General features: G+C 46.1%; 18 protein-coding genes and 1 riboswitch. Of the genes, 14 read left to right on the forward strand and 4 right to left on the reverse strand.

Annotated elements, in window-relative coordinates; all coding sequences use genetic code 11:
- Positions 1–5: 5 nt before the first annotated feature.
- On the reverse strand, positions 6–149 hold the full coding sequence (locus ACFQ2J_RS13110) for a lmo0937 family membrane protein (RefSeq protein ID WP_386061163.1): 144 nt from the start codon (positions 147–149) through the stop codon (positions 6–8).
- Positions 150–312: 163 nt separating this feature from the next.
- Between ACFQ2J_RS13110 and fabZ the strand changes: the two genes are divergently transcribed.
- Positions 313–735: a 3-hydroxyacyl-ACP dehydratase FabZ gene (fabZ, locus tag ACFQ2J_RS13115; protein WP_386061166.1), complete on the forward strand. Its 423-nt coding sequence runs from the start codon at positions 313–315 to the stop codon at positions 733–735.
- A gap of 136 nt (positions 736–871) precedes the next feature.
- On the forward strand, positions 872–1,147 hold the full coding sequence (locus tag ACFQ2J_RS13120; protein ID WP_386061169.1) for a hypothetical protein: 276 nt from the start codon (positions 872–874) through the stop codon (positions 1,145–1,147).
- Between the two features lie 58 nt (positions 1,148–1,205).
- On the opposite strand, the gene ACFQ2J_RS13125 is transcribed toward ACFQ2J_RS13120, so the two are convergent.
- Positions 1,206–1,394 (reverse strand): YjfB family protein, encoded by a 189-nt coding sequence (locus tag ACFQ2J_RS13125; RefSeq protein WP_386061172.1) that lies wholly within the window; start codon positions 1,392–1,394, stop codon positions 1,206–1,208.
- 204 nt (positions 1,395–1,598) lie between these two features.
- On the opposite strand from ACFQ2J_RS13125, the gene ACFQ2J_RS13130 reads away from it, so the two are divergent.
- The 5 genes from ACFQ2J_RS13130 (at position 1,599) to ACFQ2J_RS13150 (ending at position 9,046) form a co-directional block, all read left to right on the forward strand.
- A complete protein-coding gene (locus ACFQ2J_RS13130) occupies positions 1,599–2,219 on the forward strand; it encodes a hypothetical protein (RefSeq protein WP_386061175.1) in 621 nt (206 codons plus the stop codon).
- A gap of 175 nt (positions 2,220–2,394) precedes the next feature.
- On the forward strand, positions 2,395–3,369 hold the full coding sequence (locus ACFQ2J_RS13135) for a TetR/AcrR family transcriptional regulator (protein ID WP_386061178.1): 975 nt from the start codon (positions 2,395–2,397) through the stop codon (positions 3,367–3,369).
- 20 nt (positions 3,370–3,389) lie between these two features.
- Positions 3,390–4,730, forward strand: a complete 1,341-nt coding sequence (locus tag ACFQ2J_RS13140; protein WP_386061181.1) for an efflux RND transporter periplasmic adaptor subunit — start codon at positions 3,390–3,392, stop codon at positions 4,728–4,730.
- Position 4,731: 1 nt separating this feature from the next.
- Complete coding sequence (locus tag ACFQ2J_RS13145) at positions 4,732–7,794, forward strand: efflux RND transporter permease subunit (RefSeq protein ID WP_386061184.1); 3,063 nt, start codon at positions 4,732–4,734, stop codon at positions 7,792–7,794.
- 280 nt (positions 7,795–8,074) lie between these two features.
- The gene (locus ACFQ2J_RS13150) at positions 8,075–9,046 is read left to right on the forward strand and encodes a nuclease-related domain-containing protein (protein ID WP_386061187.1); all 972 of its coding nucleotides are present in this window, start codon (positions 8,075–8,077) and stop codon (positions 9,044–9,046) included.
- 152 nt (positions 9,047–9,198) lie between these two features.
- On the opposite strand, the gene ACFQ2J_RS13155 is transcribed toward ACFQ2J_RS13150, so the two are convergent.
- Positions 9,199–9,918: a CBS domain-containing protein gene (locus tag ACFQ2J_RS13155; protein WP_386061190.1), complete on the reverse strand. Its 720-nt coding sequence runs from the start codon at positions 9,916–9,918 to the stop codon at positions 9,199–9,201.
- 78 nt (positions 9,919–9,996) lie between these two features.
- Between ACFQ2J_RS13155 and ACFQ2J_RS13160 the strand changes: the two genes are divergently transcribed.
- The 6 genes from ACFQ2J_RS13160 to ACFQ2J_RS13185 all read left to right on the forward strand — a co-directional run bounded on the left by ACFQ2J_RS13160 (position 9,997) and on the right by ACFQ2J_RS13185 (position 14,438).
- Positions 9,997–10,590, forward strand: coding sequence for a pyroglutamyl-peptidase I (locus ACFQ2J_RS13160; RefSeq protein WP_386061193.1), 594 nt, complete (start codon positions 9,997–9,999; stop codon positions 10,588–10,590).
- A gap of 397 nt (positions 10,591–10,987) precedes the next feature.
- A riboswitch (cyclic di-GMP riboswitch) is annotated at positions 10,988–11,098 on the forward strand.
- A 27-nt stretch (positions 11,099–11,125) separates the two neighbouring features.
- Positions 11,126–11,269: an anti-repressor SinI family protein gene (locus ACFQ2J_RS13165; protein ID WP_386061196.1), complete on the forward strand. Its 144-nt coding sequence runs from the start codon at positions 11,126–11,128 to the stop codon at positions 11,267–11,269.
- Positions 11,270–11,350: 81 nt separating this feature from the next.
- A complete protein-coding gene (locus ACFQ2J_RS13170) occupies positions 11,351–11,668 on the forward strand; it encodes a helix-turn-helix domain-containing protein (RefSeq protein WP_386061199.1) in 318 nt (105 codons plus the stop codon).
- A 354-nt stretch (positions 11,669–12,022) separates the two neighbouring features.
- Positions 12,023–12,514, forward strand: coding sequence for a VanZ family protein (locus ACFQ2J_RS13175; RefSeq protein ID WP_386061201.1), 492 nt, complete (start codon positions 12,023–12,025; stop codon positions 12,512–12,514).
- Positions 12,515–12,742: 228 nt separating this feature from the next.
- On the forward strand, positions 12,743–12,871 hold the full coding sequence (locus ACFQ2J_RS13180; RefSeq protein WP_386061204.1) for a hypothetical protein: 129 nt from the start codon (positions 12,743–12,745) through the stop codon (positions 12,869–12,871).
- Positions 12,872–13,118: 247 nt separating this feature from the next.
- Positions 13,119–14,438 (forward strand): glycosyltransferase family 4 protein, encoded by a 1,320-nt coding sequence (locus tag ACFQ2J_RS13185; protein ID WP_386061207.1) that lies wholly within the window; start codon positions 13,119–13,121, stop codon positions 14,436–14,438.
- Between the two features lie 68 nt (positions 14,439–14,506).
- On the opposite strand, the gene ACFQ2J_RS13190 is transcribed toward ACFQ2J_RS13185, so the two are convergent.
- Positions 14,507–15,820 carry a nucleotide sugar dehydrogenase gene (locus ACFQ2J_RS13190; protein WP_386061209.1) on the reverse strand — a complete coding sequence of 438 codons (1,314 nt, stop codon included), beginning with the start codon at positions 15,818–15,820 and terminating at the stop codon, positions 14,507–14,509.
- Between the two features lie 201 nt (positions 15,821–16,021).
- On the opposite strand from ACFQ2J_RS13190, the gene galU reads away from it, so the two are divergent.
- The gene (gene galU, locus ACFQ2J_RS13195) at positions 16,022–16,909 is read left to right on the forward strand and encodes a UTP--glucose-1-phosphate uridylyltransferase GalU (RefSeq protein ID WP_386061212.1); all 888 of its coding nucleotides are present in this window, start codon (positions 16,022–16,024) and stop codon (positions 16,907–16,909) included.
- The last annotated feature ends 7 nt before the right edge of the window (positions 16,910–16,916 follow it).

Genomic DNA, 16,916 nt, shown 5'->3' on the forward strand with positions numbered 1-16,916 from the left:
TGCGTCTATATCCGTCCTCTTCCTTGGACGAGTCTTACAATAAGTACGATCAATGCGATGACTAGCAATAGGTGAATGATGTTTCCTACACCACCGATGAATCCTAGTAGCCACAGGATCAAAATGACGATCAAAATAGTCCAAAGCATGGGGTTCCCTCCTTTTTAAAAATGAGTTGGTTGTAAATATGAATTCCTTTTTATAATTCCTTTATTATCCCTCCTTTAAACAATTTACTTTTGGGACCCCTTTGTACATGAGCATCGTTTGCCTATATAATAGGACTAGTTAAGTAAAGAGAGGAGTCCACACATGTTAGATATCCAGCAGATTAAAGAAATCATTCCACACCGCTATCCATTTCTACTGATCGATCAAATTGAAGAAATCGAAGAAGGAAAGCGGGCAGTCGGATACAAAAACGTCACAGTGAATGAACCATTTTTCCAAGGACACTTTCCTGATTACCCGGTGATGCCGGGCGTACTGATCACGGAAGCACTTGCTCAAGTAGGTGCAGTGGCAATGCTGAAAAAAGAAGACAACCGCGGCAAACTCGCCTTTTTCACTGGGATCGATAAATGCCGTTTCAAGCGTCAGGTAAAGCCAGGAGACCGTTTGAAGCTGGAAGTGGAAATCATCCGAGCAAAAGGACCGATGGGTAAAGGGAAAGCTACAGCGACTGTTGACGGTGAACTCGCTTGCGAAGCGGAAATTATGTTCGCATTGAAATAATGGAAAAGCCAAGTCCTCTAATGGTTATGCAGAGGTGCTTGGCTTTTTTCATGGAAATTTATTTTTTTCGTTGTATTTTTTCATGTTCTGGGAATCATAGGGAGTGAAATCACAGATTCAAGGAGGAAAATACATCATGAAAGAAAAATGGTTATTGAAAATCGGTGCTGCTTCCCTTGCTGTATTCCTGTTGGGAGCATGTGCAACAGAAGAAGAACCTCAAGAAGAGAACGATATGGAGCAAGAAGAGCCTGCTGAAGAAGAAGGCGATATGAACGGTGAGAACGGCGATATGGAAGGCGAGAATGGGGAAGACGGCGACATGGGTGAAGGTGCCAACGAAGAAGATATGAATGAAAATGGAGATGCAACAAACGAAGACACGATGGAAGAAGACGAGAATGCAGAGTAAATGACAAAAGCCACGGTGCGGCAAGCGCATTGTGGCTTTTATCTTTGTTGCAAGTAGGTCAACCCGAGATATCTATCCGTGCCCCTAAAGTTGGATGAGCAGGTGTGACAGATGACTTCTCAAGCATCTCCACCAGCTGGTTTCCATTGGACTCCATTTGATTCATCGTCTTATCCATCAATGCAATCCCTGCATCCTGCTTCAGTTTGCCTTGATTCATCACCACGGACAAAGCTGCAATATCCATTCACTCACACCTTTCGTTTTGGACTGTCTCTTTTTTTATCGACTAAGAGGCTTTGGAAATGAAGTGCGACACCTTTATTTAGGTAAATCGAGGTGAAAATTTCTATTTTGAAGGAATTCGAGGTGTGATAAGCTAATTACTATAAGTAATTCGTGGTTTCTATGGTAAAGAGAAAGGGAATATCGGTACGAGAGGTGATGCAGGATGAAGTATAGGACGGCTGAAAATTTGAAAGACCTTTTATTGGATGATCAGGAGACGGTAGTGAACCGGATTGATCCAGAAAAAATTGAAGTCTATCAATTCCTACATCAGATGTTCAAAGAGACAGATGTCAGGAAGGATCATGTCTTCAAGTTTGTATTCCGCTATTTCTACAGACTTGATAATCCGAGTCTTACCCCGGAATTCCATGAAGCATACTTTGAGATCATGGAACGGCAGCGATCCGAAAAACGCCCGAACATCGTGAACATTGTGCAGGAGCTTTACGAGATCAAGAACCATAAAGGGAACTCGGCGATGCAATTCCCGCTAGCAGCGAGTATGCTACATACATTGAACCCGAATTTTCCTACCTATGACAGTGATGTAGCAAAAGCGTTCGACTTTTCATCGACGTACCATTTGAACGGATTCGATAAGAAGATGAAGCGTTATATCGGGCAGTATAAGCATACGTATAGTACGTACATTGAATTGCTGGACGACGAAGCATTGGAGCCGATGTTCCAGCACTTCGACGAGCGCTTCCCGAAATCGCAGCTGCCGAAAGTGAAGAAGCTAGACCTCATGGTGTCCGAACTAGGAAACTACCTGTCTTGAACTGAATGATAAGCATACGCGAAAAAGCTCCGGAGGAATCCCCCTCCGGAGCTTTTTCGCGCTTTAACGCAAGTGGGGACTGTCCCCCGCAGCTTTAACGCGGTAGCGCGGAGCGGGACAGTCCCTCATCGCTTTAATGCGCTAGAGTGGATTGAATTTTGTGGAATTTTCTAGTATGATTGACGGGTATGTGACTGACCGGTCATTCTACTTTCCGGTCGGTCAGTATAACGAACAACAACGGCATCAACGAGAGGAAGTAGGGATAGATATGAACGAAAGGAAGCAGCAGCTGATTGAGGAAGGCCTCAAGCTGTTTGCCCAGAAAGGATACCATGCGACATCGATCCAGCAGATCGCTGATCGTGCCGGCGTATCCAAAGGCGCATTTTACATACATTTCGATTCGAAGGAAGACCTCACACTTTCCATTTACAAGCACTATTACGAGAGGCTGCTGAAGAAAGTCGAGTCAGTGACCGATGACAACGATCCACCGAAAGAACGGCTGATCAAGCAGATGGAGATCTTCAACCAGAGTATGATGGAGGATAAGGAATTCATCATCATGCACCTGAGGGAAAACATTTCTTTCAGCAGCGAAGTCGATGCATTCCTGCTGCAGATGAAAGCACAGAGCTTCAGCTGGGCGAAGGAGAATCTCACCGGACTTTTTGATAAGCGGATCGAACCGTTCATCGTCGACGGTGCCATCCTGATGGAAGGCATCATGCAAGGCTATTTCAAATGGCTGATCATCGACGACCTGGACGTAGACCCGCGCAGACTAGCCGAATTCATGGTCGAACGCATGATGGATGCCGTAGAGGGCATGCTGAAAAAAGAATCACATCCAATGATTGCCATGGACCAGCTTCGCAATCATTTTCCAACCTTGGAAAAGCAGGATCCTAACAACCAAGTGAAACAAATACTTGCAACCATGCGTAAGAAGATAGACGAAGCAGAAATGCCGACAAAAAAACGCGAAGATTTGCACGCAACCATCGATTTGCTGCTGAACGAAATCAAGAAAGATCAGCCGCAGCACATCCTATTCCAGGGAATGCTCGCTCATTTCAAGGGGCACCCTGCACTCAAGAAGGATTGTGAACAAATCGCGAATTACCTCAACATCGAGTTGATTTAGGGGAGAGGAGTCATACGAACATGAAGAAGTTCAAACTTTTAGCCGCAGCACTCATAGGGACATTGATCATCAGCGGCTGTTCCGATAAAGAAGAAAACGCAGAGCCGGAGAATCAGATTACGCCGGTTGAAACTGCACTAGTGACAAAAGGAGACCTTTCCATCGATCGAAAAGTCAATGGACGAGCTGTCGCAGGTACGACTTCACCGGTCATCCCACGCCAACCAGGTGAACTTGTCACATTGAACGTGGAAAAAGGCGACCAGGTCAATGAAGGCGATGCCATCGCTACCGTCGACCCGGGAAACGCCAATAGTCAGGTTGAACTGCAGGAACTAGCTGTCCAACAGGCACAGCAGCAGCTCGAAAATGCTCAAATTGCCAAACGTCAGGCAGAACAAGGGCTTGCAAGTGCCCAGGATCAGGTCCAGCTCGCAAAAGACGCTCAGCAGGCGTCATCTACCGAAATGAGACGTAACATCGATGCTGCGCAACAACAATATGCGCAAGTGAAAGAAATCGCCGATCAATCCAAAGAACTTGCAGAAGAAGGCACGATTCCAGAGGTGATCTATGAGCAGGCGCAGGCACAAGCAGACCAGGCATATGCTCAATACCAGCAGTTGAAAAATCAGAAGCCGGCAACATCCGGTAACCTGCAACAGGCAGAAGCCCAGGTCGATCAGGCGCGTGAACAGGTGAACCAGGCAGATGTCGGTATCGAGCAGGCACGTCTTCAAGTCGAGCAGGCCCAGGTCCAGCTCAACCAGGCGAAAAGTCAGGCTTCCGACAATACGATCACCGCGACTGCGTCAGGTGAAATTACGAGGTTGAACGCGCGTGAAGGCGACTTCGTTTCCAACCAGCAGCCAATCGCAACAATCGTTTCCATCGATACGATGTCGATCGAAGCAACCGTTACCGCTGGGCAGCTGAACCTTTTTGAAAAAAGCCAGGAAATCGAGGTACGCGTAGATGCGCTGGATGAAACGGTTACCGCGAACATCAGCTACGTTTCATCTGTACCGAATGACACCGGTCTGTACCCGGTAGAAGCAAGCATCACCAATGTCGATAAGAAAATCAAACCTGGCATGATGGCGACGTTCCTGCTTCCGGAAATCATCGTCGAGAATACGTTGATCGTCCCGACAGAAGCGGTTGTAGAACAAAGCGATGGAGCCTATATCTACCAAGTGGTCGATAATGTTGCGAAGCAGATTTCTGTCACGATCGTCGAATCCCAATCGGATCGCACAGCCATCGAGGCAGAGATCGAAAAAGGTGCTGAAATCGTTACCACAGGTCAATTGACGCTCAGTGACGGAGCGGACGTCAGCATCATAAAGGAGGATGCTTGACGTGAAGTTAGTTGATGTATCCGTCAAACGTCCGGTCGGTGTCATCATGGTCGTACTCGGGATCCTCGCGCTCGGCTTCCTTTCCTTAAGGAACCTTGCAATCGATCTCTACCCGGAAATCGACCTGCCGATCGCCGTCGTATCAACAAGCTACCAGGGAGCGGCTCCACAAGAATCGGAAAAACTGGTCAGCCGACCGATTGAATCAGCAGTAAGTTCAATCGAAGGTCTCGAAACGATCCAATCCCAGTCCCAGACTGGTGCTTCCCTCGTCTTCATGCAGTTCAACACCGGGGTGAACCTCGATAACGCACTGCTTGAAGTACGGGAAAAAGTAGACCAGGTCAAAGGCATACTGCCGGAAGATGCTGGCGAACCAAATGTACTCCGCTTTGATCCACAGCAGATCCCGGTCATGTGGATCGGCCTGACCGGCGATCAACCAGAAGAACTCCAGCAGCTTGCAGAAGATCAGATCGTTCCATTTTTCGAAAGACAGGGCGGTGTCGCATCTGTCAGCATCGAAGGTGGAAAAACGCGTGAAGTGCGCGTCCTGATTGATCAGGCGGAAATGAACCAGTACGGGCTCAATTCGCAGACCATCGTTCAAACGTTGAATGCATCGAATCAGTCCGCATCCGCAGGAGCCATTGAAAAGGGCAAGCAGGACCTGCAAATCCGAATCGACGGTGAATTCGAATCGGTCGAACAAATCGAGAACACCATCCTGCAGACCGAAACCGGCGCACAGGTACGGCTGAGTGAAATCGCTGATGTCGAAATGACCTACAAGGATTCAAGCACGATTTCCAAGGTTAACGGCGAGCCATCTGTCGTGCTTTCTGTTTTAAAAAAGACAGATGGAAACACAGTCGAAACAGCCGACAACGTCCTTGCTGCCATGGATGAAATCGAGGAAAAACTACCGGAAGACGTCAATATGAAGGTCGTCCTCGATACTTCGGAATTCATCAAAATCTCGATCAATTCCGTATTGCTGAACATCATCATCGGAGGAATTTTCTCCGTATTGATTCTATTACTCTTTTTAAAAAGTTTCCGAGCGACTCTTGTCATCGGTATTTCCATTCCGATTGCTATCATTTCAACGTTCACGCTGATGTACTTCACCGGTGAAACGCTGAACGTACTGACGATGGGCGGACTTGCACTCGGAATCGGAATGATGGTCGACAGTTCGATCGTCATACTCGAAAACATCGTCACCTATCGCCAGCAAGGCTATTCGATGGTCGAATCCGCGAAAAAAGGGGCATCGGAGCTCGCTCCGGCCGTAATCGCCTCCGCTTCCACGACACTGGTCGTCTTCCTGCCGATCATTTTCGTAGAAGGGATTGCATCGGAATTGTTCACGCCGCTAGCGCTGACGATTTCCTTTGCATTGATTGCATCGCTCGTCGTATCTGTAACACTGATCCCGATGCTGTCGTCGAAGCTTTTGACAAAACCATTGCAGACATCCGGTCGCCGTTACTGGTTCGATCGTTTCCTGGATAAAGTGAATGACTTGTATCGTCGTATGTTGCGATGGGTCTTGAAATTCCGTAAGACGACGATTTTTGTCACCCTGGCGTTTATTGCCGGAAGTGCGGCGCTTGTACCTATGATTGGGACTGCGTTTATTCCACCGTCCGATCAGGGACAGATTGAAGTCAGCGTCAAGACACCGGCAGGAACGGCGTTGAGTGAAACCGAACGTGTGACGGAAAAAGTGAACGAGCGACTCGATCGCTACGAATCTGTCATCGAGACTAGTTATCTTACTGTAGGTGGCGGTGGATTCGAAGGATTCTCATCCTCCTCAAACCAGGCGACCTACACGATCCAGCTCGTCGACCCCGACGATCGTGAAAAAGATACGGTCACTGTGATGCAGGAAATCAATGATCTGATGGACGACATCCCTGGAGCCGAAATCACCGTCAGCGAAATCGGTGCCGGCCTCGGTACGGGTGACCCCGTCCAAATCCAGATTAACGGTCCTGAATATGAAGTGCTGCAGCAGCTTGCCGATCAGATGGTCTACATGATCAGTAACGTCGAAGGTGTCCATAACGCGACATCCTCGACTGACGAAGGTCAGCCGGAAATGCAAATCGTCGTCGATCGCGACAAGGCTGCCCAGTATGGCTTGACGTATCAGCAAGTACTCGGTCAGGTACAACTCGGTTTCAGTGGTCAAGTTGCGACGCGTTATCGCGATGGCACGGACGAAATCGATGTAAGGTTGATTTTACCAGAAGAGGAGCGCCAGACGATTGCCGACCTTGAAGGCATGACGATCCAGACACCTACTGGCGCATTGATCCCACTCGCAACGGTTGCCGATCTGGAACAAGTTCAAGGACCGGTATCCCTGCTGCGTGAAAACCAGCAGCGCCAAGTGAACGTATCAAGTGAAGTCGTCGATCGTGACCTCGGAAGTGTGACAGAGGATATCCGCGCTGAGCTTGAACGCTTGAATATGCCGGATGAATACAGCTATGAAATTGGCGGTCAGGCAGAGGATATGCAGGAATCATTCGGAGATCTAGCCCTAGCGCTGGTCTTCTCAATCTTCCTTGTGTATGCCGTGATGGCAATCCAGTTCGAGAACTTCCTGTTCCCGTTCATCATCATGTTCTCGCTGCCAGCCACGATCATCGGTATCGTAACCGGCTTGTTTGTTACAGGATTGCCATTCAGTCTGCCGGCATTCGTCGGAATCATCATGCTCGCCGGAATCGTCGTCAACAACGCCATCGTGCTCGTCGACTATATTAATATTGTCAGGCGGCGTGGGGTGGAGCGCTATGAAGCGATTCTTGAAGCAGCACCGAGTCGTGTGCGTCCGATCCTGATGACGACTTTGACCACCGTGCTCGGCATGGTGCCGCTTGCCATCGGAATCGGCCAGGGAGCGGAAGCCCAACAGCCGCTCGCCGTAACGATCATCTTCGGCCTGTCGATCTCCAGCTTGTTCACCATGCTGCTGATCCCGGTCGTCTACACCTATTTTGATGATCTATCCAATAAGATTTCTGGCTTGTTCCGGAAGAAATAATCAAGAAGACCTGCCCGCGGGCAGGTCTTTTCTTGTTTGGTGTGGCGTTGGGCGGTGGTGCGTGCTGTTCGCCAGATTATTGGTGTTTTTCGCCAGTTAATCTGGAATTTCGCCAGTTTGTGGCAGGGTATCGCCAGAAAACACACGGATATCGCCAGATTACTAGCTCGATAATCAGATTTCCCCATCATCCAGACCACCAATTTTTCTAAATTTGAACTAAAGCAGGAGTATGTATAAGTAATGTCAAAATTAGGAGGGGACAGGAGGTGAACAGAATTTGATCTACAAGCCACTTACCTTTCCACTTCGCATATGCAAGCTTCAAGCACTCGCTAAGAGGCTGCCCTACACGTATGATAAATATGAAATCATCCAAACGGAGATCAAAACAAGAACATATGGCTACAAAGGTGAAAAATCTTTAGAGTACCCATTTTCTTTTTTACCGGATGATTTCCGCATCTTCTTCGATTTGCGACTTCACAATGGTACGCATTTCTTTCAAATCGATGCATTGATTGTTACTAGTAAATTCCTTTTAGTAGTTGAAGCCAAATATCTTAGCAAGAGTCCACTTGTCGATAACAATAATCAGCTCATACAGGACCTAGACGGACAGCCGAAAGGGTCGCTCAGTCCTTTTACTCAAGTATTTCGGCAACGCGATCAGCTTGAGCAATGGATAGCTACACACGGTTTTCCTCAAGTTCCGATTTATCCCCTAGTAGCAAGTAGTCATCCCACATCCGTTATTCGAATCGAAGATCCATCCTATGCAAAGTTTTTGACCAGAACTGATGCCCTACCTGAAAAAATCAAGGAAATTCAGAAGCTATTCAAAGAAGAAGTTTATACAAAAGAAACTATTGAGTTATTTACTGGTTTACTACTGAAAAATCATCAGCCCTTTGAATTCAAACCGTTACCTTATTTCAATATCAGTTATAACAGCTTAAGGAAGGGTGTGATTTGTAGTAAATGCGACTTCCTGCCGATGCTGCGGCGACATGGGACCTGGTTTTGTCCGAAATGCAATCATACATGCAAGGAGGCGCATTTGGAGGCGTTACGGGATTATACACTTCTAATTGGAGATGAAATCACTAGCAGGGGATTGAGAGATTTCCTTGCATTTACATCAGCAGATACAGCTAAACGGTTGTTGAGTGCATGTAATATTAAAAGGTTTGGTGGAGGGAGGGGTGTGAAATACCGATTGCCAGATTATAACCGGATATCGCCAGATTAATCGAGTTTTCGCCAGATTTAGGCGTATTATCGCCAGAAAACACACGGGTATCGCCAGAAAACCAGCCTCTAGCCAACCCGAGTACACGCTATTAACAGAAACCCAGCCTCCAGCTAACCCAAGCCCACCGCACAGCATTCCACGACTACAGCTCAACCCTGCCCATCCGGATAACGATTCATCTTCCCGAAAATATCCCACGCGGTCACAATACCGAGCGGCTTCCGATCACGCTCACCATCCTCAGTGATCATAACCGCCTTAAGCTTCCGGCCTTCCTCGAAGCTCACCTCGAACGCTTCCTCCAGCTCAAACAACGAACTGTCCTCCCTCAAAAAATGAATGCTGTGCTCCCGCTCATGCTCGAGAATATCTTCAGCAAGCACACCTTCCCCGACTTCACCCTTCTCATGAAGCCAGCGCACGACTCCCTCGCTCGTTAACAGCCCGCAATACGTATGCCCTGTATCATAAATCGGAAATTGAGCGACCTGATACCTGCTGAATCCCTCCAGCACATGGCTCACCAGCGAATCCTTCCGATAGTAAATCACCGGCTCAGAAGCTAACGTTAGCGCAAGTGGCGGCTGCTCAAGCGTATGGCTGATCTCTTCCAACGTCTCGACTACCTCCTCGTGCGGGGTGGCGATGAAGTAATCATCACGAACCCGTTCATGCACGATCGCATTGCGCAGCTTGGCGTACTGCTTTAACGTGTCGAAATGGAAGCGGATGATGCTGTGCTTTTGCTTCGACCGGTTCAGCAGCTCGGCGAAATTATCATTTTTCGGAAATTCGTTCAATTGCTTCAAACTTTGATGCACCTGATTGAAGGCAATTTCAAACCGCTCCGTAAGCCCCTCTCGATCCATCCAAACTCACCCCTTTTTCCCTATTATGCTCTGACATCCAACGGTCTATGTTACGATTAAAAGAAAGGAGTGGATCACATGAAAAAATTGCTGCTCACAGGCTTCGAGCCGTTCCTCGATTTTCCGGTCAACCCGACTCAGGAAATCGTACGAGCACTCGATCAGACGAAGATTAATGACCACCTAATCATCGGCCGTATCCTGCCCGTCGACTTCCAACAATCAGGAAAGCTGACCCTAGAATACATAAATGAAACACATCCAGACAAGGTGGTTGCGCTCGGTCTTGCTGCTGGCCGCCACAAAATCACACCGGAGCGGATTGCAATCAATTGCAACGACGGAGACAAGGATAACAGTGGTCACCGTCCAGAAGGCGAGCCGATCATCGAGGACGGTCCCGATGGCACTTTTTCAACACTGCCAATTAAACAAATCACAGAAATCCTCAACACCAACGGGTACCCTGCCGAAATATCCAATTCCGCAGGCACGTACCTATGCAATAACGTAATGTACCATATTCTACAGGAACCACTGGAAGCGGCTGGGTTCATTCATATTCCTGCTTCGCACGACCTCGCGATTAGGCACGGCAGAATTCCGAGCTGGTCCCAGACGGATCTCACCGAAGCTATAAAACTGGCTATCACAACGATGACTGCTAAATAAAATAGGTCGGGACCTTATCCCGACCTTAACTGAATCCTCCACCATCTTAAACCTCAATAACAAGAGACCAAAACCTTCCCAAATAAAATATTTACAGGAATAACGAACAAGTGGTTTATATTTCCAAATTAGTGGTACATACGACTATACCATGCAACAATGACCCTATATCTCACATGCTTATGCTCCAAAAGTTATTGTTCACTTTTTTTCAGAAATCTCCTTGAAGTAAAAGTGGCGCAAACCCTTGTCACCACTGAGTTTATCAAGCATCGGTCGTACCAGTGTAAGCGATCTGACATAAATCACCAAAAATAGAACTGATTAAGATACAAATTGCAACACATAAATGCATGGTGTATACAGTATATTTTTCTTACGCGATAGTACTGATTCTCCAGAAAAAAGGCAAACCCCTTGAAAAAGGGAGGCGCAAAGTTGCAGGCCTAAGGTATACATAACGAACAACGGCACACGGGAACCGAACTATGGCGGCTGGACTACCTGGAAGACTCGAATGGAGGACGGTATCGGTATGATGAATTCGAACAAACAGTGTGATCAGTTGGATGAAGAGTGGGTAGCATTGATGAAGATCGCCAAGTCAGTAGGGTTCAAAAAAGAAGAAGTCGCGCAATTCATCAACAAAGGGAGGGTAGCAGTAGAGAACGGAAAATAAATATTTTGTAAAAATTGTACTTAATATAGAACGCTTTTCTATTTTGTGATATAATCGCAAGTAGAAAGCAGGTGAGTGGATATGATTGGAGAACGTATCAAAAAAGTACGTAAAGATAGAGGGTTGTCGCTGACGGTTCTTGCCGAACGCGCAGGTGTCGCAAAATCCTATTTAAGTTCGATCGAAAGGAATCTTCAATCCAATCCGTCGATTCAATTCCTAGAGAAGGTATCAGCGGAACTGAACGTTTCCATCCACTATTTATTGCACGGAGATCAGGAAGAAGCGCAGCTTGACGAAGACTGGATGAAACTCGTCAAAGATGCGATGGACTCCGGCATTTCGAAAGACGAATTCAAAGAGTTCCTCGAATTCAATAAGTGGAAATTGAACAAATAAAGGAAAACCTGTCTGAGGTTATGTGACGTTGCTTCAGACAGGTTTTCCTTTTATTATGTGGGTCGCCGGAAAATATGGTAGAGTCGCCGGTAAGTGTGGTTGACTCGCCGGAAACCCGGAGAACTCGCCGGAACCGGCGCAAGTAGCGGTTTTTCTGACATTCACAAGCTGATCTGATGGGGGTCGCCGGAAAAATGGCAAAGTCGCCGGTAAGTGTGGTTGACTCGCCGGAAAACCAGCAAACTCGCCGGAACCACCCCCAGCAGCCAGGATATACAGACAAGCACTCATCAAAAAAACAACTTGATCAAACGTTTGATCAAGTGAATAGAATACATAAGCAAGGTGGTTATCATGAAAAACTCACTCTACTGGTGGCTCGCCCCAATCGCATGGATGGGAGTCATCTTCTACGCATCCTCACAGCCATATCAGGAGCAGGATCTCAAGCCATTCCTGTCCAATTACATCGACGTATCCTTTCTCGCTCCATACCTTGACTGGATCCGCTTCACCTATCACCATTCAGAGGTCAGCGTGGCCGAACTCGGTACTGCCGGATTCATTGAATTTTTCATTCGAAAAGGCGCTCATGTAACAGTATTCATGATTCTTTTCCTTCTTTTCTATCTGGCATTAACGAAATCAGCATTCCAAAAACCGATTCTAACCGCGCTCACCCTTACTGTTCTTTATGCAGCACTTGACGAAATGCATCAGGGGATGACACCGAACCGCACGCCTTACATTGGTGATGTGGTGCTGGATACGATTGGAGCTTTGATTGGAGTTGGATTAATTCTATTGATTTCAAAGAGGAAGAAAGACCCGATTTCCAAAAAATGAAATAAAATGCTGAAAATCTTATAATTCGACATTATTTTCCTTGTTTTTGTGATAAATTGGAACTATTATCTATTTAAACGACAACCTACAAATATAATCGGGCCACACCGAATAATAGAACAAGTAATCTGACGAATTTTTAGATTACTAGTATAAATGTCTTTTAATAGGGAATGGGAACAATACGTGTCTATAAAGTACGGAATAAGCACAGGGAAGGTGTAAGTAATGGGGAATGAAAATGAGTTGTATGAACTGCTTTCGAAGATCGTCAATATGGCAGAGTCCGAAGAAGTGAAATCCTGCCAAGACGTCATCAATATCTTTGAAAACGAATTCCAGTTCAATAAAGCATGATTATAGGAAGAACGATGAATGAACGATGAATGATTGTAAGGAAGCATCCACCGCAGTTCAATGAAGGTAGATGCTTTTAAACTTGCCTTGATTTGCCTATACTAAGTTCAAGTAGCGGGGCAATTTCCCTGCTTTCATTATTAGACAAAAACCCTCAATAATAGAACAGCTTTATGATTATGACAAAATCGGTTAAAATATAGAAGGTTCGACAATATTTTACTATGAGATAAAGAGGGGTTTCTTTATGGTTAGTATCAGCAACCTCCTGATAGGGCTGATGATTTCGTTTACGACCAGTTTTCTTCTGACCTTTCCGGTACGTAAGCTTGCATATAGATTGAAAGTGATGGATTATCCTGAACTTAGAAAAATACATACGAAAATCACACCGCGCATGGGTGGACTTGCTATCTTCTTCGGGGTAGTCGCCGGAATGATCTATTTACAACCGACTATTCCTCATTTCTTATCGATCTGTCTTGGAGCGGTCGTCATCATGCTTACTGGTCTATTGGATGATCGTTATCAGTTGAGGCCGCTAGTGAAACTGACAGGGCAGATCATTGCCGCTGTTCTGCTGCTGTCCTCGGGGCTGATCATTGAGAAGATAACGATCCCCTTGATTGGTGTCATTCCTTTGAATTATTTCGTTGGAGTGATCCTGACTTTCTTTTGGATCATCGGTGTGACGAATGCAATTAACTTGATCGACGGATTGGATGGCCTGGCTACAGGGGTGACGACCATTGCCTTATCCAGCATACTCGTAATGGCTTTCATCGATCAGCATGCCTTTGTTATTATGATATGTATTACATTGATCGGTAGTAATCTCGGCTTTCTGCCGCATAACTTTTATCCCGCCAAGATCTACATGGGGGATACGGGATCGCTCTTTTTAGGTTACTCCGTTGCTGTCATTTCAGTTCTGGGCTTGATGAAAAGCATCACGTTTTTCAGTTTCATCATTCCAATTCTGGTGCTGGCGATCCCGATTTTTGATACACTTTTTTCTATACTGAGGAGAATGATCAACAAAAAGAACATTCTTTCACCTGATAATCAGCACATCCATTATCAGCTGATTGCAGCAGGTTTCAGTCATCGGGCTACGGTATTGATTCTTTATGGGTTCAGTATTCTATTCGGATTTTTAGGTGTGATTTTCTCTTACGCATCATTTGCATTTGCACTCATATTGTCTTTCGTCATCCTGTTGCTTCTTCATCTGTTTGCTGAAATGACCGGCGTGGTCAAAGGTGGGAGAACACCTGTCATCGATACTGTGAAGAAAACAGCGAAAAAGACGAAAAAGGAACTCAAAGATAAAGTGGAGCCTTCACGGCAAGAACCGCAACAGCAAGAGGAAATGAATACCGATACCGAGGCAGTTGATGAACAACCGGAGGAACCTGCACTTCCAATCGATGAGGCCTCCACTGAGGAAGAGGATACTTACGATGAGTCTCCAGAACAGGTAGAGGACACTACTGATGAGCCGCAATCATCGGAAGAAGATGATGACAACATGGGTGGTCATCAACGAGAACGAGGATATAGTTAAAAGAAGGGGAGCGTTTCCCCTTTTTAAAAAAGCCCGCACCTTGTGACAGGTGCGGGCTTTTCTATAGGTTACAGACTCCAGTAATGGAATCCTTTCGCTTCACATTCATTGTGATCAAGTGTACCTTTTACATCGATCAATACTTTGCGATCGTCCTTATATAGTTTTTCCAAGGAATCAATATCATACGATTCTTTGAATTCCTTATGCGGGACTGCGTAAACGATGGCATCAAGGTCTGTCAGTTCCTCTTCGTCGACAAGGTCGATGTCGAAGGCGCGCTTCGCTTCTTCCTTGTCTGCGACTGGATCATGGATGAGCAGCTGTACGCCGTATTCTTCCAATTCTTCAATGATGTCGATCACTTTCGTGTTCCTTACATCACCGACGTTTTCTTTGAAGGCAAGTCCAAGAATCGCGACTTTCGCGCCATCAATTTCATGCTTTGCCTTGATCATTTTCTTGATGACATTGCTCGCGATATATTTACCCATATCATCATTGATCTTACGACCAGATAGGATGATTTGGGAATGGTAGCCAAGTTGTTCTGCTTTGTACGTGAAGTAATATGGGTCAACGCCGATACAGTGGCCGCCTACAAGTCCAGGTGTGAACTTGAGGAAGTTCCACTTCGTACCTGCTGCTTCAAGTACAGCCTTCGTGTTGATGCCCATTTTGTTGAACACCATCGACAATTCATTCATGAAGGCGATGTTGATGTCTCGTTGTGAATTCTCGATGACCTTAGCTGCTTCCGCTACTTTGATGGATTCAGCTTCGAATACGCCAGCTTCGATGATCGAACCGTAAAGGTCCGATAGTTCCTTCAACGCTTCCTCATCAGATCCGGAAACGATTTTCGTGATTTTCGTAAGGGTGTTCACTCGGTCGCCTGGGTTGATGCGCTCTGGTGAATAACCGACTTTGAAGTCTTGTCCGAAAGTCAATCCGGATTCCTCTTCAAGCAAAGGCACACAGATTTCTTCCGTTGTACCAGGATAGACGGTGGATTCATATACTACGATGGCACCTTCCTGAAGGTGACGTCCGACCATCTTACTTGCACTGATTACTGGGTTCAGGTCCGGTGTTTTGTCCGTATTGATCGGAGTCGGAACGGTGACGATCAGGAATTTGCAATCCTTAAGATCATTTTCATCACTCGTGAAGGTCATCGTTGTTTTCTCCAATGCTTCGTTCCCGACTTCATCTGTAATGTCGATTCCGCTCAAATATTTATCCAGTTTCGCTTTGTTGATATCAAGTCCGACGACATCGAAATGCTTCGCCAGTTCGACAGCAAGCGGAAGCCCGACATAGCCGAGCCCAATGACTGCTATTTTTTCTTCTTTATTTTTCAATTTCGTAAATAAACTCATTGTTCAACCCTGCCTTTATGTAGAAGGTTTTTAGTTTGGTCCAATTCCAATTCTATCATACATATATATTTACCTTTTGTATAGCAAGGTATATTATGCAAATGTAACAGATACAAGACAATTTTGCTCGGAACTGAACTTGTCATTTCCATTATGATAAAATGAACAAAGAAATCGGACTTATCAAAGGAGCGTCTAGTTATGAGAGTGAAAAAAGCCATCATTCCAGCAGCAGGATTAGGCACACGTTTTTTACCAGCTACGAAAGCACAGCCGAAGGAAATGCTGCCGATCGTAGATAAACCGACGATTCAATATATTGTAGAAGAAGCCGTTCAATCCGGCATTGAAGATATCATCATCATTTCAGGACGTGGGAAACGTGCGATCGAAGACCACTTCGATGTGTCCTATGAACTTGAGGAGAAGCTGACTCAGAAAGGGAAGCACGACATGCTCGAAATGGTGCGTTCGATCTCCAACTTGGCGAATATCCATTATATCCGTCAAAAAGAACCGAACGGACTTGGCCATGCCATTAGTGTTGCGGAGAGCTTCATCGGGAACGAGCCGTTCGCGGTCCTGTTAGGGGACGACATCGTCGAAGCGGATGAACCATGCCTGAAGCAGCTGATGGATGTGTATGACGAATACGGCCATTCTGTTGTAGGTGTACAGGATGTTCCTTGGGAGAATGTTTCGAAGTATGGCATCATCAATCCATCAGAGAAGAATGGGTACCGTGATTCCGTCCAGGAAATCCAATCCTTAGTAGAGAAGCCTGCCCTGGAAAACGCTCCTTCGAACTTGGCGATTATGGGCCGTTACGTGCTTTCTCCTGAAATCTTCAGTATCCTGAAGGATCAGAATCCTGGGAAAGATGGAGAAATCCAACTGACGGATGCGATTGAAACGCTTAATGACAGGGAAAAGGTATTGGCATATAACTTCACCGGAAAACGATACGATATCGGTGGGAAGCTTGGATTTGTCCAAGCGACGATCGATTTTGCATTGAACCGGGAAGATTTACATGAAGAAATCAAAGCGTACATGGAAAAGAAACTGGACAACCTAAGAAACAACTAGGAGTGAA

The organism is Thalassobacillus hwangdonensis, from assembly GCF_042675915.1.
Lineage (GTDB): Bacteria > Bacillota > Bacilli > Bacillales > Halobacillaceae > Thalassobacillus_A > Thalassobacillus_A hwangdonensis.